Annotated in this window: 18 protein-coding genes; 12 read left to right on the forward strand and 6 right to left on the reverse strand. The window is 71.6% G+C overall.

The genetic code is table 11. The annotated features are described in order from the left end of the window. Positions 1-14: 14 nt before the first annotated feature. Entirely contained in the window at positions 15-1,490 is a 1,476-nt protein-coding gene (locus ACFVJX_RS03580; protein WP_384124364.1) for a PHB depolymerase family esterase, read from the reverse strand. A gap of 295 nt (positions 1,491-1,785) precedes the next feature. Between ACFVJX_RS03580 and ACFVJX_RS03585 the strand changes: the two genes are divergently transcribed. Both ACFVJX_RS03585 and ACFVJX_RS03590 read left to right on the forward strand, forming a co-directional pair. Continuing rightward, positions 1,786-2,607, forward strand: coding sequence for a 3-hydroxybutyrate dehydrogenase (locus ACFVJX_RS03585; RefSeq protein WP_384124363.1), 822 nt, complete (start codon positions 1,786-1,788; stop codon positions 2,605-2,607). A 34-nt stretch (positions 2,608-2,641) separates the two neighbouring features. After that, positions 2,642-4,639 (forward strand): helix-turn-helix domain-containing protein, encoded by a 1,998-nt coding sequence (locus tag ACFVJX_RS03590; protein ID WP_384124361.1) that lies wholly within the window; start codon positions 2,642-2,644, stop codon positions 4,637-4,639. 175 nt (positions 4,640-4,814) lie between these two features. Here ACFVJX_RS03590 and ACFVJX_RS03595 read toward each other — a convergent pair whose 3' ends face one another. From ACFVJX_RS03595 to ACFVJX_RS03605, 3 genes are all read right to left on the reverse strand, one after another. Further along, a complete protein-coding gene (locus ACFVJX_RS03595; RefSeq protein WP_384124359.1) occupies positions 4,815-5,210 on the reverse strand; it encodes an Imm7 family immunity protein in 396 nt (131 codons plus the stop codon). Between the two features lie 85 nt (positions 5,211-5,295). Next, positions 5,296-6,078, reverse strand: coding sequence for a hypothetical protein (locus ACFVJX_RS03600; RefSeq protein WP_384124358.1), 783 nt, complete (start codon positions 6,076-6,078; stop codon positions 5,296-5,298). Then, a complete protein-coding gene (locus ACFVJX_RS03605; protein WP_384124356.1) occupies positions 6,075-6,425 on the reverse strand; it encodes a hypothetical protein in 351 nt (116 codons plus the stop codon). The genes ACFVJX_RS03600 and ACFVJX_RS03605 overlap by 4 nt, the downstream gene beginning before the upstream one ends. A 372-nt stretch (positions 6,426-6,797) precedes the next feature. Here ACFVJX_RS03605 and ACFVJX_RS03610 point away from each other — a divergent pair, with 372 nt between their 5' ends. The 6 genes from ACFVJX_RS03610 (at position 6,798) to ACFVJX_RS03635 (ending at position 13,158) form a co-directional block, all read left to right on the forward strand. Then, positions 6,798-7,568: an AraC family transcriptional regulator gene (locus ACFVJX_RS03610; protein ID WP_384124352.1), complete on the forward strand. Its 771-nt coding sequence runs from the start codon at positions 6,798-6,800 to the stop codon at positions 7,566-7,568. 260 nt (positions 7,569-7,828) lie between these two features. Beyond that, complete coding sequence (locus ACFVJX_RS03615; protein ID WP_384124350.1) at positions 7,829-8,881, forward strand: ABC transporter substrate-binding protein; 1,053 nt, start codon at positions 7,829-7,831, stop codon at positions 8,879-8,881. Then, complete coding sequence (locus tag ACFVJX_RS03620) at positions 8,878-9,921, forward strand: FecCD family ABC transporter permease (RefSeq protein ID WP_384124348.1); 1,044 nt, start codon at positions 8,878-8,880, stop codon at positions 9,919-9,921. The genes ACFVJX_RS03615 and ACFVJX_RS03620 overlap by 4 nt, the downstream gene beginning before the upstream one ends. Continuing rightward, complete coding sequence (locus ACFVJX_RS03625; protein ID WP_384124346.1) at positions 9,918-10,970, forward strand: FecCD family ABC transporter permease; 1,053 nt, start codon at positions 9,918-9,920, stop codon at positions 10,968-10,970. Before ACFVJX_RS03620 ends, ACFVJX_RS03625 begins: the two co-directional genes overlap by 4 nt. Continuing rightward, complete coding sequence (locus tag ACFVJX_RS03630; RefSeq protein ID WP_384124344.1) at positions 10,967-11,869, forward strand: ABC transporter ATP-binding protein; 903 nt, start codon at positions 10,967-10,969, stop codon at positions 11,867-11,869. The genes ACFVJX_RS03625 and ACFVJX_RS03630 overlap by 4 nt, the downstream gene beginning before the upstream one ends. Before the next feature lie 2 nt (positions 11,870-11,871). Continuing rightward, positions 11,872-13,158 carry an MFS transporter gene (locus ACFVJX_RS03635; protein WP_384124342.1) on the forward strand — a complete coding sequence of 429 codons (1,287 nt, stop codon included), beginning with the start codon at positions 11,872-11,874 and terminating at the stop codon, positions 13,156-13,158. A 113-nt stretch (positions 13,159-13,271) separates the two neighbouring features. On the opposite strand, the gene ACFVJX_RS03640 is transcribed toward ACFVJX_RS03635, so the two are convergent. Continuing rightward, a complete protein-coding gene (locus ACFVJX_RS03640; RefSeq protein ID WP_384124340.1) occupies positions 13,272-13,505 on the reverse strand; it encodes a ferredoxin in 234 nt (77 codons plus the stop codon). After that, positions 13,505-14,968: an aldehyde dehydrogenase gene (locus tag ACFVJX_RS03645; RefSeq protein ID WP_384124338.1), complete on the reverse strand. Its 1,464-nt coding sequence runs from the start codon at positions 14,966-14,968 to the stop codon at positions 13,505-13,507. The genes ACFVJX_RS03640 and ACFVJX_RS03645 overlap by 1 nt, the downstream gene beginning before the upstream one ends. A gap of 177 nt (positions 14,969-15,145) precedes the next feature. On the opposite strand from ACFVJX_RS03645, the gene ACFVJX_RS03650 reads away from it, so the two are divergent. The 4 genes from ACFVJX_RS03650 to ACFVJX_RS03665 all read left to right on the forward strand — a co-directional run bounded on the left by ACFVJX_RS03650 (position 15,146) and on the right by ACFVJX_RS03665 (position 19,210). Beyond that, the gene (locus ACFVJX_RS03650; protein WP_384124336.1) at positions 15,146-15,517 is read left to right on the forward strand and encodes a VOC family protein; all 372 of its coding nucleotides are present in this window, start codon (positions 15,146-15,148) and stop codon (positions 15,515-15,517) included. A gap of 136 nt (positions 15,518-15,653) precedes the next feature. Next, positions 15,654-16,694, forward strand: coding sequence for an MBL fold metallo-hydrolase (locus ACFVJX_RS03655; protein ID WP_384124334.1), 1,041 nt, complete (start codon positions 15,654-15,656; stop codon positions 16,692-16,694). A gap of 49 nt (positions 16,695-16,743) precedes the next feature. Further along, positions 16,744-17,994: a lanthionine synthetase LanC family protein gene (locus ACFVJX_RS03660; RefSeq protein ID WP_384124332.1), complete on the forward strand. Its 1,251-nt coding sequence runs from the start codon at positions 16,744-16,746 to the stop codon at positions 17,992-17,994. A gap of 82 nt (positions 17,995-18,076) precedes the next feature. After that, on the forward strand, positions 18,077-19,210 hold the full coding sequence (locus tag ACFVJX_RS03665; RefSeq protein WP_384124330.1) for a winged helix DNA-binding domain-containing protein: 1,134 nt from the start codon (positions 18,077-18,079) through the stop codon (positions 19,208-19,210). Positions 19,211-19,255: the final 45 nt, after the last annotated feature.

The raw sequence follows: 19,255 nt of genomic DNA on the forward strand, positions 1-19,255 counted from the left end.
GACCCGGTCCACGCTCAGGCGGTGCAGCCGCTGTCCGCGATGACGAAGTACCCCGCCGGTGATTCCTTGAGGGTGTGGGTGACGAAGACGTTGTACAGGCCCATGTCGGCGTCCGAGCCGTTGGCGTAGACGTACCCGCCCGAGGTGTGGGCCCGGCCCGCCGCCACCTGGGCGTAGTTGGTGGCGGTGAAGCACTGCGCCGGCGCACCGCCCGTCGTGGTCGCCGTGGCCTCGGCCGACGCCGCACCGGTCGCGCCCTCCCCGTCGACCGCCGCCACCTTGTAGCGGTAGGCGGTGCCGGCGGTCAGACCGGTGTCCGTGTACGTCGTGCCCGTCGGCGACCCGACCTTCGTACCGTTGCGGAGCACCGCGTACGAGGCGGCGCCCTCGACCGCGTTCCAGGACAGCGAGGCCGTGGTGCCGGTGACGCCGGTGACCGTGACGCCCGCCGGGGCGGGCAACTGGTCGTCGCCGCCACCGGGGTTGCTGCCGCCGTCCAGGCCCCAGAAGACTCCCGTGTAGTACGAGGAGCAGATCGTGTTCAGGAAGTACGCGCCCGCCGAACCGCACTGATCCGCACCCGAACCCGGGCTCACCGGAAGGCCGTGGCCCATGCCGGAGACCGAGTACGTCTCGACGGCCGGCCGGCCGGCGGAGTCCTCGTAGACGCTGCGCGTGGTGTTCCCGGGAAGGGTGTCGGTGGAGGACGGGGTCTGGCCGATGCCCCAGACGTCCGTCCACTGGTCGCGCAGGGCGGTGGCGTTGGCCGGGTACACCGTGTAGTCGGAGGTGCCCTGCCAGATGGCCACCCGGGGCCACGGGCCGCCGTAACCGGGGTAGGCGCCGCGGACCTTGTCGCCCCACTGCGCGGGGGTGAGCTTCTGCGGGCCCGTCTGGCAGCCCGAAGCGGCGGCCTGGCTCGTCGCGCACTGGGCGGGCAGCCCCGAGGCCACCGAGCCGCCCGCGAACACGTCGGGGTAGGCGGCCAGCAGGTCCGCGGTCATGCCGCCGCCCGCCGAGAGCCCGGTGACGTACACCCGGCCGGCGTCCGAGCCGCGGCTCTGCTTCGCGTGCTCCACCATCTGCACGACGGAGGCGGCCTCGCCCTTGCCCCGGCTGTCCTCGGCCGGGTCGAACCAGCCGAAGCAGGAGAGCGCGTTGTTCGCGGACGTGGTCTGCGGGAAGACGACGTCGAAGCCCCACCGGTCGGCGAGGGCCGGCCAGCCGGAGTTGCTGTAGTACGCGTCGGCCGTCTGCGTACAGCCGTGCAGGGCGACGACCAGCGGCGCGTTCGCGGGGAGGCCGGCCGGGGTGTACTCGTACATCTGCAGATTGCCCGGGTTGGAGCCGAAGCCGGTGACCTGCTGGAGGCCGCCGGCCGCCGCGGCCGGCTCCGCGCCCGCCGTGATGCTCAGTGTCGCCGCGAGCAGGCCGAGGGCGGCCGTGGGCGCGGCGCGGCGGAAGAGACGTCTCAGGATCGATGGGCGCACGGGTGCCTCCCTGGTCGGTGCGTGCGGGGGTACGGACTGCTGCCGGAACCTACGAGCAGGGCCCTCCCGCGCCCATGGGACAGGCGGACACTCCCCGGCCCCGGCTGTGTGCGCCGCCGCCCTTGCGCGGCCCGCCACCACCACAGCTGTCCGGGCCGGACCTGCCGGGCCCGCGCCCCCGGCCGGGTGGCCCGGGCCGGGGCACGCACCATGTACGCCGCCACCATGCCGGGCCGGGAGGGTATGTGCACCGGCCCCGTGTGACGCGGGCCTTCGCGTACCTACGGTGACGGCCATGGAGACTTCCCGCAGACCGGATCACGAGCCCCCCGCCCCCTCCCCCGGCGGCGGAACACCGCAGGCGCCCCCGGAACCGTTCCTGGCCGGACGGACCGCGCTGGTGACGGGCGCGGCGAGCGGTATCGGGCGGGCCTGTGCGCAGGCACTGGCGGCGGCCGGCGCCCATGTGCACGTCGTGGACAAGGCGGACGGGGCCGCCAGGGACCTGGCCGGGGAGATCGGCGGGACGGCCTGGGTGGTGGACCTGTCCGACCCGGCCGTGGTGGACACGCTGCCGGCCGACGCGGACGTGGTGGTCAACAACGCGGGGCTCCAGCACGTCGCCCCCGTCCACACCTTCCCGCCGGACCGCTTCGCGCTGATCCAGCGCGTGATGGTGGAGACCCCGTTCCGCATCTTGCGCCGGACCCTGCCGGGCATGTACGAACGCGGCTGGGGGCGCGTGGTCAACATCTCGTCGGTGCACGGGTTGCGCGCGAGCCCGTACAAGTCGGCGTACGTGACGGCCAAGCACGCACTGGAGGGGCTGAGCAAGGTGGTGGCGCTCGAAGCGGCGGAGCACGGGGTGACGAGCAACTGCGTCAGCCCCGGTTACGTACGCACCCCGCTGGTCGAGAACCAGATCGCCGACCAGGCCCGTACGCACGGCATCTCGGAGGAGGACGTGGTGGGGCGGGTGATGCTGGAGCGCAGTGCGATCAAGCGCCTGATCGAACCGGCGGACGTCGCCGAGGCAGTCCTGTGGCTGTGCGGTCCGCGCACCGGGCACATCACCGGCACCTCGCTCTCCATGGACGGCGGCTGGACCGCCAACTGACCCCCTACCGCCCTGTCGACGAACGCTGGCCGCCATGTCTGAACCGTCCCCCTCCGCCGCGCCCCACCTCCGGCACCTGTTCGACCTGCTGTCCGACGACGCCCCGGCCGAGGCTTTGGGCGCGGTCCTGTCGACGGCTCGGGCCGACGGGGTGCCGGCCCGGGAGCTCGCCGAGGTGGAGCGGGCCACCGCCACCGCGCTGCGGATCAGGGGCGCGCTGCGCCAGCACCGGCGCCGTGAGCTCCAGCTCACCGCGCTCTTCGACACGGCGGGCGACCTGGCGGCCTCGCGTGATCTGGACGACGTGCTGAAGGCGATCGTGCGGCGGGCCAGGATGCTGCTGGGCACGGACACGGCGTATCTGACCCTCCCGGACGAGGAGGCGGGCGACACCTACATGCGGGTGACCGACGGTTCGGTGTCGGTGCTCTTCCAGCGGCTGCGCCTGGAACTCGGCGAGGGCCTCGGCGGTCTCGTGGCGCAGACGGCGAGCCCGTACGCGACCCCGGACTACCGCACCGACGAGCGCTTCCACCACACCCACAACATCAACGCCGGGGTCCTGGACGAGGGCCTGGTCGCCATCCTGGGCGTTCCGCTGCTGCTCGGCTCCAGCCGCGGGGACACGGGAAAGGTGATCGGCGTCCTCTTCGCGGCCGACCGGGCGCCCCGCGTCTTCAGTCCCGACGAGGTGGCCCTGCTGTGCTCGCTCGCCGCCCATGCCGCGATCGCGATCGACACCGCCCGCGCACTGGCCGACACCACCTCGGCCCTGGCCGAACTGGCCGAGGCGAACGCGGAGCTGGCCGAGGCGAACGCCTCCGTTCGGGCCCACTCGGCGGCCATGCGGAGGGCCGAGGAGTCGCACGACCGGCTGACGGATCTGGTGCTGCGCGGCCGGGACGTCAAGGACGTGGCGGCGGCCGTCGCCGGACTCCTCGACTCCCCCCTGACGATCCACGACCCGGGCGGGCGCCCACTGGCGGCGGTCCGCCCGGACGGCACGGGCTTCGCCGCCGACAGCATGGACGCCGGCTGGCTCGCGGAGGCCGCCGAGGAGTCCCGTACGGGGGCACGTGCCGTGCACCGCGACGGGCGGGTGGTCTGCGCGGTGCTCGCCGGGCAGGAGCTGCTGGCCGGTCTGGTGCTGCACCGCAGCCGGCAGCTGGACGACTCCGACCGGCGGCTCTTCGAGCGGTCCGCCGTGGTCACCGGACTGCTGCTGCTCCTGCGGCGGACGGTGGCCGAGACGGAGAACCGCATCCGCGGCGAACTGATCGCCGACCTGCTGACGGACACCGGCCGCGACCCGGCGGGCCTCGCGGAACGCGGCCGCAGACTGGGCATCGACCTGGACCGCCCGCACCTCCTGCTGGTGGCGGAGACCGGCGCCCGGGAGCGGCTGGCCCCGGCCGCGATGCGCTATCTGTTCGGCGGGGACATCCATGGGGTGAGCGCCGAACACGCGGGCACGGTGGTGCTGTTGATAGAGACGGACGACTGCGGGCCGGTGGCCGGGGCGGGTGCCGGGACCGCCGCCCGCACCGCGGCGGCCCAGCTGGGGCAGCTGGCGCAGGCGCCGGTCACGGTCGCCGCCACGGGCCCGGCCCGCGGCCCGGGTGAGCTGGCCGCCGCGTACGCGGAGGCGGCACGCTGTCTGCGGGCCATGCGGGTACTCGGCCGCACGGGCGAGGGTGCCTGCGTGGACGAACTCGGCTTCCTGGGCGTGGTGCTGGGCAACGGCCAGGACGTCGACGGCTTCGTGTCGGCGACGCTGGGGCCGCTGCTGGAGTACGACGCCCAGCGCGGCACCCATCTGGTGCGCACGCTCGGCGCGTACTTCGGCGCGGGCGGCAGCCTGATCCGGGCCAAGGACGAACTGCACGTCCATGTGAACACGGTGGTGCAGCGGCTGGACCGCATCCAGGTGCTGCTGGGGCGGGACTGGAACGCCCCGGACCGGGCCCTGGAGCTGCAGCTGGCGCTGCGCCTGCACCTGCTGTCGGGCTCCCGGCCCGAGACCGGCCGCTGAGGAACACCGTCCCACGGCCGAGGAACGCGCTCTGAGACGGCCCACAGACGCCAGATCAAGCGCACCATTCCCGAGCCGTAGCTACGCGGTACGGCAAGAGAGCCTTTGTCTTTCACGGCACCGTCGTGGGCGGCGGCGGTCCGTCCGTGGCTCCGGCCGATAAGCCAGACAGAACCTAAACAGTGAAGGGGTCTTCCAGCGTCGGGATGCAAGGAGACAGCAGCGCCTCCGTGTGATGCGTGACCGTGCCCCGAGCGAGCCTGAGTACCCGTACCTCGTTCTCATGCCCCGTGTGCTCGCCATCGCGCATGTGGAGGAGGCCGTAGGAGCCGGGAGCGACCTTCGCGACATGTTCGAACAGCTCGACGACATCCGGCGACGAGCGGTGATTGGAATTGCCTCCCACGTGGATGAACGGCTCACCGTTCATCCACCTGAGATCAAGGAGGTAGGGACTGGCCAGCTGAGCGATGCGAAGCCGAAGCTCATCGACGACCTGCCGCAGTCGGACGTCATCGTCGGCGCTGACTGCGGTCTCCCTGACAGCGATCCAGCCGTGGTACTCGAACACACAGAGAGTCTAACGGGGTCAGCTGGGTCTCGACGGCCTCGACCACCGCATGATCCGCCGGACACTGCCTAGGCGGGCCCGCACGTCAGTCCTCATGCCTCACCTGCATCCACCCGTCCCGCCATGCGTACGGAGAGTCCGGCGAGTAGGCGACAGGGAAGGTGCGCTGCCTCCAGTACTGGGGTTCGTTGGTGAACTTCCACGCTCCGTCCTGCCACTTGACGATCAGGTCTGCGGTGTCGCCCTTGATGGGGTCCTCGTCCGTGGCCTTTTCGGGCGTGGTCGCGAAGCGGTCGAAGCTCATCCAGATGTGAACGACGTCGCCCCGCGGCAGGTCTGTGCTTTTGAGCGAGCGGCCCCTGACGGCCTGAACGGTGGTGGTGATCGTGAGCCCGGCAGGTGCGCCGCCAGAGGTCGGCAGGTTGACGCCCTCGCGTGTCTTGCGAATCTCGGAGATCTGCTCGTCGATGTAGCCGGTGGCATCGGGCGAGACCACCGCTTCGAGTTGTTGGCGGGCCTTCTGATCATCAAGCCAGGCGTACTCCTCCCAGAAGTACACGGCGGCCGAGATCGCCCCGCCGGGCGAGTGCGGAAATCCTGTCGAGACACCGTTGGCCTGCCCGGTCGGGACGCGCAGCGGGACCTTCTTCGCCTTCTCCGGCGTCATCGCAGCTCCGGACCCTGTCGCGGATTCGGAGCTGGAGGGTTTCGGTGTGGCCGCCGGGGCCTTGTTAGCGGTGGCGTTGGAGTCGTCGGGGCCGACCATCGAGTAGACGACAAGTCCGCCGCCCACGAGGGCCGCGGCCACCAGGACGCCGAGGGCACCCAGGGTCAGTTTTGCCTTTCGGGCATTGCGGTCGCTGTTCATGCCTGGACCTCAGGCCCCGTCATGTTGTGGACGGCCAGCACGAGGCCGCTGGTGACCCCGATGCCGCCAGCGCCGATCAGGCTCCAGAACACGCTCTGCTTCCCACGTGCCGCGAGCGGGGCGCGCTCGCTGTTGTGCCCGATCGCGACCAGCAGCCATCCGATCAGCCCACCAGCCGCTGCTGCGGTAAGTCCGCCTCCCGCCGTCCACGAAGGGATGGTGGAGACAGAGCCGTTCACTTCCTCAGGCAGCGCCGGTGTGTAGCCCGGAACGATGGGGTCCTCGGCTGCCCATAGGTGAACGGACGGATCCGTGGCAATGCTTTGGGACGCGGTCAGGAAAGTCACAACCAGCACCTCGTCAAGCTCGTGGCAGATCAGGAAAGGGAGCGAATAACGGCGAGCGGCGCCGGTTGCGGCGCGGCAGGAAGCGTAGTCCCCATACAGCGCCGGCTGCGTCCAGAACCGATGCGCGAGCAGTACGGCGGCCTGCTGTGTTCGCGTACGGAGCCGGTGATTGCTGCGCGTCGGCAGGGGCGGGACTGGAACGCCCCGGACCGGGCCCTGGAGCTGCAGCTGGCGCTGCGCCTGCACCTGCTGTCGGGCTCCCGGCCCGAGACCGGCCGCTGAGGAACGCCGTCCCACGGCCGTCGGGCCACGAACGTCGGCACGAACGACGGGGCCCCGAACGACGGGCCACGGCCGGTCTAGCCTGGGCGCATGCGTGTCACCAGGGAGCTGCCGACGCTCGCCGCCGGAGAAGTGGACGTCCCCTTCGTGATCCAGGGGTACGAGGAGGCTGTCGCCGACGACACGGCGTGGAACGAGCACTCGCACCCGTGGCACGAACTGCTCTGGAACGAGAGCGGTGCTTCCACGGCCGTGGTGGGGACCCAGGTGTGGTGCATCACGCCGACGCTGGGGCTGTGGATGCCGGCGGGCCAGCTGCACTCGGCCTCCGCGGTCGCGGGCACCTCCTACCGCGCCCACTTCTTCCGGCACGGCACGGTGTCCGCGCTGCCCGACGTCCCGGTGGCCGTGGACATCACGCCGCTGCTCCGGCTCCTGCTGGACCGGCTGGAGGAGGCGGACCTGTCACCGCACTCGCGGGCCGTGACCGAGGCGGCGGTGCTCGACGTCCTGCGGCCCTCGCCGCGGGCGCTGCTGGTGCAGCTGCCCACATCGGCGTTGCTGCAGCCGGTCGTGGACACGGTGCGGGCCGATCCCGCCGATCAGCGGACGCTGGCCGACTGGGCCTCTTCGCTGGGGTGCAGCGCCCGCACGCTGACCCGCGCCTTCCGGGCCGAGACGGGCACGAGCTTCGCCCGTTGGGTGGCAGCGGTGCGGGCCCAGCACGCCGTGCAGCTCCTCTCCCGCGGGTTCGAGGTCGATGTGGTGGCCGATGCGGTCGGCTATCGCTCGGCAAGTGCCTTCGGAGCAGCGTTCCGGCGGACGACCGGCACGACTCCCGGCAGGTTCCGGACGCACTGACGCGACAGCCGCCGGGGCGGGCCGGCGGAGGTGGGGCGGGCGGGCTGCCGGCTCGCGTCAGCCTGCCCGGCCGAATGTCCCGATCGCTACAAGGCATGTCGAAAACGCTCGATTGATGACGACGCACCTCGCCCGTATGCTTCCTCAGGCAAGCCTTACCTAAGTTTGCTCTTGCAAGTGCGGTGCCCTGCTCCACGACCCCGATCCGCGGTCCGGATGCGTGAGCCTGGCATCCCGGATCGAAAGTGACACTCGGGTCGATGAGATCACCCCGCCTTCGCGTACTCGCCCTCGCGGCGACCCTCCTGTTCGGCCTCACCGCCTGCGGCGGCCAGGACGACAGCAAGGAGGACAGCAGTGCCGCATCCGACGCCGGCACCGCATCCGCCGACCGGTTCCCCGTGAAGATCAAGCACGCACTGGGGACGACGGTCATCCCCTCCAAGCCCAAGCGCGTCGCCACCGTCAACTGGGCCAACGACGAGGTGCCGCTCGCACTCGGTGTCGTTCCCGTCGGCATGGCCAAGGCCAACTTCGGCGACGACGACGACAACGGCGTGCTGCCCTGGACCGAGGACCGGCTCAAGGAACTCGGCGCCAGGACCCCGGTCCTGTTCGACGAGACCGACGGCATCGACTTCGAGGCGGTCGCCGACACGAAGCCGGACGTCATCCTCGCCTCGTACTCCGGGCTCACCGAGCAGGACTACGAGACCCTGAGCCGGATCGCGCCCGTCGTGGCCTATCCCGAGGCCGCCTGGGCGACCCCGTGGCGCGACATCATCCGCCTGAACAGCAAGGCCATCGGACTGGCCGGCAAGGGCGACGAACTGATCGACGACCTTGAGGGACAGATCAAGAAGACCGTCGCCAAGTACCCCCAGATCAAGGGCAAGTCGGCGATGTTCATGACGCACGTGTCCTCCAAGGACGTCAGTGAGGTCGGCTTCTACACCACCCACGACACCCGCACGCTGTTCTTCGAGGACCTCGGGATGAAGATCCCGGCCAGCGTCTCCGAACCGTCCGCGGCATCCAAGAAGTTCGTTCTCACCAAGAGCGCCGAGCGCATCGACGACTTCAACGACGTCGACATCGTCACCGGCTACGGAGACGACAAGGGCGAACTGCTGAAGGCGCTCAGGAGCGACCCGCTGACCTCGAAGCTGAAGGCCGTCGAGCAGGGCTCCATCTACCTGCTGCCCGGCAGCACCCCCATGGCGACCGCCGCGAACCCGACACCGCTGTCGATCCCGTACGTCCTGGAGGACTACGTGAAGGCGCTCGCCGCTGCCGCGGACAAGGCCAAGTGACCGTTACCGCCGCCCCGCCCGTGCCGGACGCCGCCTCCGTACGGCGTCCGGCGCGCGTCCGCGTCGTCCTGCTCCTGGTGGTGGCCGCCGTACTGGTCGCCGTCGTCACGGCCTCCCTGGCCTTCGGCTCCCGCGACGTCGCCTGGTCCGACGTGTGGTCGGCGCTCGGCGGGGCGGACCACAGCCTGGAGGAGGCGGCGGTCGCCAAACGCATACCGCGTACGCTCCTCGCCGTCGTCGTGGGCGCCGCCCTCGGGCTCGCCGGCGCCGTGATGCAGGGAGTGACCCGCAATCCGCTGGCCGACCCCGGCATCCTCGGCGTCAACATGGGGGCCTCCCTGGCCGTGGTCACCGCCATGGCCTACTTCGGCCTCGCGTCGGCCTCCTCGTACATCTGGGTGGCCATGCTGGGGGCCGGTCTGGCCGCCGGGTTCGTGTACGCGGTCGGCTCGCTGGGGCGCGGTGGCGCCACCCCGCTCAAACTGGCCCTCGCCGGCGCCGCCATCTCGGCCGCGCTCGCCTCGCTGGTGAGCGCCGTCGTCCTGCCGCGCAACGATATCTCCGACACCTTCCGGCTGTGGCAGATCGGCGGGGTCGGCGGGGCCTCGTACGCGCAGCTCGGCAGCGTCCTGCCGTTCCTCGCCGTGGGTTCCGTGATCTGCCTGGCATCCGCCCGCGCCCTCAACTCGCTTGCCCTGGGCGACGACCTGGCCGCCGGGCTCGGTGAACGGGTGGCACTCGTCCGGGCCGCGGCGGCGCTCGGCGCGGTCGTGCTGTGCGGCGCGTCCACCGCCGTCGCCGGGCCGATCGGCTTCGTCGGTCTCGTCGTACCGCACGCCTGCCGGCTCCTGGTGGGCATCGACCACCGCTGGCTGCTCCCGTTCTCCGCGCTGACCGGCGCCGTCCTGCTCACCACCGCGGACGTGGTGGGACGGATCGTGGCACGGCCGTCCGAGATCGACGTGGGGATCGTGACCGCGTTGGTCGGCGCGCCGTTCTTCATCCACATCGTCCGCCGGCAGAAGGTCAGGTCCCTGTGAGCGCCCCCGCGGTCAGCGCCCCGTCCACGCTGCGGACCGTCACCCGGGCACGGGTCCGCCGCGCGTACCGGCGACGGCTCCTCGTCCTTGTCCTGCTGCTTCTCGTCGTCGTCGCGTTCGTCACGACGCTCATGGCCGGGCACACCTTCTATCCGGCACGCGACGTGCTGCGCGTCGTCATGGGCGAGGACGTCCCCGGCGCGTCCTTCACGGTCGGCACACTGCGACTGCCACGGGCCGTGCTCGCCCTGACCGCCGGATTCTCCTTCGGTATCGCCGGTGTCACCTTCCAGACGATGCTCCGCAACCCGCTCGCCAGCCCCGACATCATCGGGATCAGCGCGGGAGCGAGCGCGGCGGCGGCGATCGCCATCGTGACCTTCTCGCTGGGCGGGACCGAGGTGTCGGCCGTGGCCATCGCCGCCGCGCTCGGCGTGGCCCTGCTCGTGTACACCCTCGCCTTCCGTGACGGGGTCGCCGGCACCCGGCTCATCCTCATCGGCATCGGGGTCTCCGCCCTGCTGGACAGCGTCACTTCGTACGTACTGTCGCAGGCGGCCGAATGGGACCTCCAGGAGGCGATGCGCTGGCTGACGGGCAGCCTCAACGGCACCACCTGGCAGGAGACCGTGCCCGCGGTCCTCGCCGTGGTCGTGCTCAGTCCGGTGCTGCTGCACCAGTCCCGCAATCTCGGCGCGCTGAGTCTGGGGGAGGACACGGCGTCCGCGCTCGGCGTCCGCGTCGAACGCACCCGGATCACGGTCATCGTCGCGGCCGTGGGCCTGATCGCGTTCGCGACGGCCGCCGCGGGGCCGATCGCCTTCGTCGCGTTCCTGTCCGGGCCGATCGCCGCCCGGCTCGTGGGCACCGGCGGGTCCCTGCTGGTACCCGCGGGCCTGGTCGGTTCCCTGCTCGTACTGGTCGCCGACTTCACCGGTCAGTACGCCTTCGACACCCGCTACCCCGTGGGCGTCGTCACCGGAGTCCTGGGAGCGCCCTACCTCGTGTACCTGATCGTCCGCACCAACCGGGCCGGAGGCTCGCTGTGACCGCTTCCCACACCCTCTCCACCGAGGACCTCACACTCGGCTACGGAGACCGTGCCGTCATCGAGGGCCTGGACCTGACCCTCGCGGCCGGGAGGATCACGGTGATCGTCGGCGCCAACGCCTGCGGGAAGTCGACGCTGCTGCGGTCGATGTCCCGGCTGCTCGTCCCGCGCGCCGGACGCGTCGTCCTGGACGGCAAGGAGGTCCACCGCACCCCCGCCAAGGAACTCGCCCGCACCCTGGGGCTGCTGCCCCAGTCCCCTGTCACCCCCGAGGGCATCACGGTGCTCGACCTGGTGGGCCGGGGCCGCCACCCCCATCAGCGCGCGTTCTCCCGCTGGACGGCCGAGGACGACGCGGCGGTCACCGCCGCGCTGGAGGCCACTCAGACCGCCGGGCTGATGGACCGGGCCGTCGACGAACTCTCCGGCGGACAGCGCCAGCGCGTGTGGATCGCCATGGCCCTGGCCCAGCAGACCGATCTGCTGCTGCTCGACGAGCCGACCACGTTTCTGGACATCAGCCACCAGATCGAGGTCCTCGACCTGCTGACCGATCTGAACCGGACCCGGGGCACCACCATCGCCATGGTCCTGCACGACCTCAATCTGGCCGCACGCTACGCGGACCGGCTCGTCGCGCTGGCATCCGGCCGGCTGCACGCGGCCGGTACGACCGCGGAGGTGATGACCGAGGACACGGTCCGGGCCGTCTACGGCATGGAGAGCCGCATCATCGAGGACCCCGTCTCGGGCAGGCCCCTCGTCCTGCCGATCGGACGCCATCACTCACGGGCCGCGGACACCGGTGCCGCGGATACCGGGGCTTCGCCCCCGGACGGGGCGGCCCGCGGGGCGACCGGAACGCATCCGGTGTCCGGGCCGGCCGGGGGCTGCTGACCATGGCCGCCAAACTCGCCGCGCTGCTGCCCGACCTCGCGCCCTGGCGATCGTCCCGGGACTTCCGCCTCCTGTGGGTGCAGGGCCTGGTCACCTACCTCGGGAGCGTGATGGCGCTCATCGCGCTGCCGCTCCAGATCAAGGACCTCACCGGCTCACCGCTCGCGGTCGGCGTGATGGGCGCCGTCGAACTGATCCCGCTGGTGGTGTTCGGCCTGTACGGCGGTGCACTCGCCGACGCGGTGGACCGGCGCAAGGTCATCGTGTGGACCGAGGCGGGCCTGGGGCTGGTGGCGGCCGTCCTGCTCGTCAACGCGTTGCTGCCGCATCCCATGCTGTGGCCGCTGTACGTGGCGGCGGCCGGGGTGGCGGCTCTCGCCGGACTCCAACGGCCCGCGCTGGACTCGTTGCTGGCCCGGATCGTCCCGCACGACCAGCTCGCCGCGGCTGCCGCGCTGAACGCACTGCGCTGGCAGACCGGCGCGATCGCCGGGCCCGCGCTGGCGGGCCTCGTCGTGGCGTACGCCGGCAACGTCCCCGCTTACGCCACGACGGTGGTCTGCCTCCTCGTCTCCGTCCTGATGTGCCGCCGGCTCTCGCCGGTCCCGCCCGTCGAGCACGCGGACAGACCGTCATGGCGCGGTATCGCCGAAGGTGCCCGCTACGCGTGGTCCAGGCCGGTGCTGCTGGGCACGTACGCGATCGACATGGCAGCGATGTTCTTCGCCTTCCCGAACACGATCTTTCCCTTCCTCGCCGATGATCTCGACGCCGAATGGGCGCTGGGGCTGATGTACGCCGCGGGCGCCGTCGGATCCCTGGCGGTCAGTCTGACCAGCGGCTGGGTCTCCCGCACCCAACGCCACGGTCTGCTGGTGGTGTTCGGCGCCACCGGCTGGGGTGTCGCCATCGCGGCGGCCGGCTGGACGTCGAACATCTGGCTGGTGCTGGTGTGCCTGGCGCTGGCGGGATCGGGCGACATGCTGAGCGGTCTCGGCCGCTCGACCATCTGGAACCAGACCATCCCCGACCGGCTGCGCGGCCGCCTGGCCGGTATCGAGGTCCTCTCGTACAGCGCCGGTCCCCAACTCGGCCAGGTCCGCGCCGGAGCGATGGCCGGCTGGACCGGCGCCCGCCCCGCGATCTGGTCCGGCGGTCTCGCCTGTGTCGTCACGGTGGCCGCGCTCGCCGCCACACTCCCCAAACTCATCAGCTATGACGCACACAACGACGAGGACGCCCTCCGCCGCGCCGGCCGGTACGAGGAACCGCACGCCCAGGAGGCCTGACACCCGGCGGTGAGACGGCCGCTCCTTCAGACCTCCCGCCCCTGCTCAGCCCTCCCGACCTCCCGATCCCGCCCCTCTCAGACCTCCCGGCCCTCTCCGCCTTCCCGGTCCTCTCAGTCCTCCGGCGGAAACACCACTTCCCCCGAGTCGGCCAGCGCGATCGTGATCGCCTCGACCGGGCAGCCCTCGGCCGCGGCGAGCACCTGCTCACTGGCGTCGGTCTCCGGGTCGACGGGGTGGGACTGCCGGGCGGAGTCCAGCCGGAATCCGCCCGGTGCGTGGTTGACGCACATCCCCGACCCGATGCACACCCCGCGGTCGACCTCGACGCTCCAGCGGTCGCCCATCAGGCCCCTCCCCCGTAGCCGGCGGGCAGATGGATCATCTTGTGCTCGAAGTACTCCCCGTACCCCTCGGGCCCGAACTCCCGCCCCACACCGGAGTTCTTGTAGCCGCCGAAGGGCCCGAGCATGTCGAGGCTGAAGGTGTTCACGCTGTACGTACCGGTCCTGACCCGGCGCGCGATGTCGATGCCGCGCTCGGTGTCGGCGGTCCAGACGCTGCCACTGAGCCCGTACTCGGAGTCGTTGGCGATCTTCACGGCCTCGTCCTCGTCGCCGTACGGCAGCAGGCAGATGACCGGTCCGAAGATCTCCTCGCGAGCGACACGCATGGAGTTGTCGACGTCCCCGAAGAGCGTCGGCTCGACGTACCAGCCGCGCTCCTGGGAGGCCGGACGGCCGCCTCCGGTCAGCACCTTCGCCCCCTCCTCCTGCCCGATCCGGATGTAGTCGAGGGAGCGCTGCTGCTGGCGCCGCGCGACGAGCGGTCCGAGTTCGGTGGCGGGGTCGAGCGGGTCTCCGACCCTGAGCGCACCGGCGGCGGCGGCGAACGCCTCGGAGATCTCCCCGTAGCGGGAGCGCGGTACGAGGATCCGGGTCTGGGCCACGCAGGCCTGCCCGTTGATCATCCAGGCGAAGGGCACGATTCCGGCGACGGCGGCGTCCAGATCGGCGTCGGGGAGGATCACGGCGGCGGACTTCCCGCCCAGTTCCAGGGTGACGCGGGTGAGGTTGCGCGAGGCGACCTCCATGACGCGCCGCCCGGCTGCCACCGACCCGGTGAAGGAGACCTTGTCGACACCGGGGTGCCCGACCAGGTACTCACTCACCTCGCGGTCGGCGGGCAGGATCGACAGCACCCCCTCCGGCAGCCCGGCCTCGGCGACGATCTCGGCCAGGATGTAGGCGTCCAGCGGCGATTCGGGAGACACCTTCAGCACGGCCGAACACCCGGCCAGCAGCGCGGGCGCGAGCTTGGCGGCGGCGGTGAACTGCGGCACGTTCCACGGCACCACGGCCGCGACCACGCCTACGGGTTCCCGGCGCACCAGCAGCGGCCCGAGCGCCCCGTCCCGCCGCTCCTCGTACGGGAAGGTGCGGGCGACGGTGATCGCCGCGTCCCACACCATCATCGCCGCGAGCGCCTGGACCATGACGCTGGAGCTGTAGGGGGTGCCGTTCTCCGAGCTGATGACCCGGGCTATCTCCTCGTACCGCACGGCGAACGCGTCCTTGATCCGGGTGACGACGGCGATCCGCTCGTCCACCGTCATCCGGGGCCATGGGCCCTCGTCGAACGCCCGCCGGGCTGCGGCGACGGCCCGGTCCACATCCCCCTCGGCGGCGTGCGGCACCCGGCCGATGACCTGCTCGGTGTGCGGGGAGACGACCTCGATGACCTCCCGCCCGAGCGGATCGACCAACTCCCCGCCGATGAACAGTTTTCCGTGTTCGACAAGCTCGCTCATGGCTGCTGCCTCCCGCGACGCGGCACGTGACCCGACTCGTTGACCGACTGGACCGGCCGGACCGGCCAGGCATCTGACTCCGTGTCAGAACTGATACCAGTTACAGTTCCAGGAGTCCACGGCTGGGACAACGGGGACAACGTCCGCGACACCCTCGGGCGGTGCAGACTGGGCCGCATGACCGCCTCTCTCCACCACATCGTCATCGACGCCCACGACCTGTCCGGCCTGGCCCGCTTCTGGGCCGCAGTACTGAAATGGCGCGTCCTCTCCGAGCGGGAGCGGGAGGTCGTGATCGGGCCGGACGTGGACTCCCCGGTGGGGATCTGCTTCATGCCCTCACCCGAGACGAAGACCGTGAAGAACCGTCTGCACCTCGACCTGACCACGGAGCCCGGCGAGGGGGAGGCGGAGATCGAGCGCGTCCTCGCACTCGGCGCGCGCCGTGCGGACATCGGCCAGACGGGCGAGGAGTCGTGGACCGTGCTCGAGGACCCGGAGGGCAACGAGTTCTGCATCGTGCGACCGAAGGCCACCCTGATCGGATAGCCGACGCGGACCGGAAGGCCCCGTGGATCAGATGGTCGACCGGGGCTACCACTGGAACAAGTTCTCGTTACAGTGGACCCGGCGGGTCGTGGCCGTACCCCGCACGCCGCCCGGACCGCGGAGAGATGGGGAGTCCATGACGCAGGTGATGAACCACGGTGGGGGCGTCCACAGCATCAAAGTCCCCATCCCTGACAACCCGTTGGGCCACACCCTGGTCCACGTCCTGGAGACGGACCGGGGCCCGGTGCTGATCGACACCGGCTGGGACGATCCGGAGGCCTGGGACACGCTCACGGCCGGGCTGACCAGCGTCGGCGTCGGCATCACCGACATCCACGGCGTGGTCATCACCCACCACCACCCGGACCACCACGGCCTCTCCGGCCAGGTGCGCGAGGCGTCCGGGGCCTGGATCGCGATGCACGCCGCCGACACGGCGATCGTCCGCCGCACCCGCGAGTCCGAACCGGGCACCTGGCTCTCGTACCTCGCGAAGAAGCTGGCCACGGTGGGCGCACCCGATGACCACATCGCCCCCCTGCTGGCCGCCCGCGAGAAGGGCGGCCGGATGCGCACCCTGCCCGGCCTGCGGGCCGCGCTGCCGGACCGCGAGATCGTGCCGGGTGAACTCCTCGACCTGGCGGGCCGCAGGCTCCGCGCGATCTGGACGCCGGGCCACACCCCGGGCCATGTCTGCCTGCACCTGGAGGAGGACCACCCTGCCGGCCTCCCCGGCCGCGGCCGCCTCTTCTCGGGTGACCACCTCCTCCCCGGCATCAGCCCGCACGTGGGCCTCTACGAGGACCCGGACGACGCGACGGAGACCGACCCGCTCGGGGACTACCTCGCCTCCCTGGAACGGATCGGCGGCCTGGGCGTGGCCGAGGTGCTCCCGGCCCACCAGCACGCGTTCGCGGACGCGGCGGGCCGCGTACGGGAACTCCTCGACCACCACGAGGACCGCCTCACCGGCCTCCTGACCCTGCTGGCCGAACCGCTCACGCCGTGGCAGCTGGCCGAACGGATGGAGTGGAACCGCCCGTGGGAGCAGATCCCCTACGGATCACGGAACATCGCGGTCTCGGAGGCCGAGGCGCATGTGCGCCGGCTGGTGAAACTGGGCCGTGCGGAGGCCGTGGCGGGCAGCGGCCCGGTCACGTTCGTGGCGGTGTGAGGCCCATGTCGTCATACCCGGCACCCGGCGGTATCGGCCGGGGATCCAGGTGATCGCTCGCGACGCCGAGGACGCGGCGGTGAGTGCGCTCGACTGGCTCCTCGGCACCGCACGCCCGGCCCCGGGCGGCGGCCTGACCTGGACGACCAGGCCGAGCGATGACGAGCTCAACCCGAGTCTCTACAGCGGCACTTCGGGGGTCGTGCTGGCACTGTTGGAGGCGGAGCGGCATTTCGGCGACGCCCGCTACGGCGATGCGGCGTCGCGCGGTGCCCGGAGCATCGCGGCGGCGGCCGAGGGCTGGGACCTCTCCTCGCTGTATTTCGGGCTGACCGGGATGGCTTTCGCCCTGCGTGCCGTCCACGGGCGGCTGGGCGACGCCGCCGCGGGCGTGGCCGCGTCCCGTGCCCTCGGCCTCGTGCGGTCCCGGTTCGACGGAACACGCTGGGGACCGCAGTCCGACCTGCTCGGCGGCAATGCCGGCATCGCACTCGGAGCCCTGGCCGGCGGCGACATCGAACTGGCCGTCCTCGCGGTGACGCCCTACACGGCCACGTGGGAGGCCACCCCGGCCGGTGTCCAGTGGGAGACGCGGGCCGGGAGGCAGTCGCGCCTGCACCACATCTCGCACGGCACGCTGGGTGTCGTACACGCGCTGGCGGCAGTGGGCCGTGCGGCAGACCGCGCTGATCTGATCGAGCTCGCGGCGGCCGGCGCAGCCGATGTGGCGGCCCGGAACGAGGCCGGACCGGAGGGGTTCCTCGTTCCCCACTCGGACCCTCAGGACCAGCCAGGGCGCAACGAGCGTTACAGCTACGGCTGGTGCAACGGCCCGGCCGGCGACGCGCAGACGTTCCGGCTGCTGGGCGAAGTACTGGGCGCCGACCCGGACTGGTCGGCCCTCGCCGACGGCTGCTGGCACACCGTCACCCGCTCCGGCCTCCCCCGACGGCTGCGTCCCGGCTTCTGGGACAACAGCGGACGGTGCTGCGGCACGGCGGGAGTGCTCGCGTTCGCCTGTGACCGACACGTCGAACACGGCGACGGCCTGGACTTCGCACACGTCCTCGCCGCGGACCTGCTGGCCCGGACCACCGTGGATACGTCCGGCACGCGCTGGTCGAACACCGAGCACCGGTCCGCACCGAGCTCCCTCGAGCCCACGCCGGGGTGGGCGATGGGCAACGCGGGCATCGTCCGGGAACTGCTCCGCTTCGCGCGCCTCGGCACGGACGGTGACCAGGGTTACGCGGTCGCCTGGCCCGATCATCCGGCGGCCGTCCGCCGGAGAGCTCACTGAGGTCGATCCGGGCCCCCGTCCCGCTGCCCCCCCACCGGCCGAACCGCTACCGACAGGCATGAGACAGGGCAGAATCCTGGTCGTGACGATCACCGCGCGCGAACTGAACCGGTCCACCCTCAGCCGTCAGCTGCTGCTGGAGCGCGAGCCGTTGACCGTTCCCGAAGGTGTGCGCCGTGTGGTCGCCCTCCAGGCCCAGCACCCGGCCTCCCCGTACATCGCCCTGTGGAACCGGCTCACCGGCTTCACCCCCGCCGAGCTCGACGCCGCCTTCACCGCGCGATCGGTGGTCAAGGCGACGCTGATGCGGATCACCCTGCACGCGGTGCACGCCGATGACTACCCGGCCTTCCGCGCGGCGATGCAGCCCACCCTGTACGCCTCCAAACTCGGCTCCCGCTTCGCCGAAGCCGGGCTGACCCCGGCGGACGCCGAGGAGCTGGTGCTTGAACTGCTGGCCTTCGCCCGCCTGCCGCGGACCTCGGCCCAGATGCAGGCGTGGGCGGAGGAGCGGCTCGGGTCCGAGAAGAAGGACGGGGCGTGGTGGGGGCTGAAGGGCTATGCGCCCCTGCACCACGCCCCGACGGACGCACCATGGGCGTTCGGTCACCGGCCGTCCTTCGTCGCAGCCGGAACGGAGCCCGTAACCGGGGGCCGGGCCGTCGATCCACTGGCGCTGCGGACCCTGATCCTGCGCTATCTGGCCGGGTTCGGGCCCGCGTCCGTAGCGGACGTGGCGCAGTTCGCCATGGTGCAGCGGACGGCCGTCCGCGCGGCGCTCACGACCATGGACGACGCCGTCGAGCAGCTCCGCGGACCGGACGGCAGCACCTTGTTCGACCTCCCCGGCGCCCCACGGCCGGCCGCCGAAACCCCCGCCCCTCCCCGGCTCATGGCCATGTGGGACAGCACCCTGCTCGCCTACGCCGACCGCGGCCGGGTCATACCCCCCGACTACCGCGCCCTGGTGATCCGGCGCAACGGCGACGTGCTGCCCACCCTGCTGGTGGACGGCCATGTCGCCGGCGTGTGGCGCCCCACGGCCGACGGCATCGAGGCCACGACCTTCCAGCCACTGTCACCCGCCACCTGGGACGGACTCGCCGCGGAGGCCCAGTCCTTGACGGGTTTCCTCAACGGCCGCGAGACGGCTGTCTACAGCCGGTACCACCACTGGTGGGCCAAGCTCCCGGAGGCCGAGGTACGGATGCTGTAGCCGACGCTGTGGGCCGAGCTCCGGAGGCCGAGGTACGGACGCTGT

Origin of the sequence: Streptomyces sp. NPDC127177, from assembly GCF_042672475.1 — a bacterium.
Classification (GTDB): Bacteria; Actinomycetota; Actinomycetes; order Streptomycetales; family Streptomycetaceae; genus Streptomyces.

What these genes read in the sequence shown, in the direction of transcription:
- ACFVJX_RS03585 (WP_384124363.1), top strand. Translation starts at nt 1,786, where the DNA reads ATGGAGACTTCCCGCAGACCGGATCACGAGCCCCCCGCCCCCTCCCCC.
- ACFVJX_RS03590 (WP_384124361.1), top strand. Translation starts at nt 2,642, where the DNA reads ATGTCTGAACCGTCCCCCTCCGCCGCGCCCCACCTCCGGCACCTGTTC.
- ACFVJX_RS03600 (WP_384124358.1), bottom strand. Translation starts at nt 6,078, where the DNA reads ATGAACAGCGACCGCAATGCCCGAAAGGCAAAACTGACCCTGGGTGCC.
- ACFVJX_RS03610 (WP_384124352.1), top strand. Translation starts at nt 6,798, where the DNA reads ATGCGTGTCACCAGGGAGCTGCCGACGCTCGCCGCCGGAGAAGTGGAC.
- ACFVJX_RS03615 (WP_384124350.1), top strand. Translation starts at nt 7,829, where the DNA reads ATGAGATCACCCCGCCTTCGCGTACTCGCCCTCGCGGCGACCCTCCTG.
- ACFVJX_RS03635 (WP_384124342.1), top strand. Translation starts at nt 11,872, where the DNA reads ATGGCCGCCAAACTCGCCGCGCTGCTGCCCGACCTCGCGCCCTGGCGA.
- ACFVJX_RS03640 (WP_384124340.1), bottom strand. Translation starts at nt 13,505, where the DNA reads ATGGGCGACCGCTGGAGCGTCGAGGTCGACCGCGGGGTGTGCATCGGG.
- ACFVJX_RS03645 (WP_384124338.1), bottom strand. Translation starts at nt 14,968, where the DNA reads ATGAGCGAGCTTGTCGAACACGGAAAACTGTTCATCGGCGGGGAGTTG.
- ACFVJX_RS03650 (WP_384124336.1), top strand. Translation starts at nt 15,146, where the DNA reads ATGACCGCCTCTCTCCACCACATCGTCATCGACGCCCACGACCTGTCC.
- ACFVJX_RS03655 (WP_384124334.1), top strand. Translation starts at nt 15,654, where the DNA reads ATGACGCAGGTGATGAACCACGGTGGGGGCGTCCACAGCATCAAAGTC.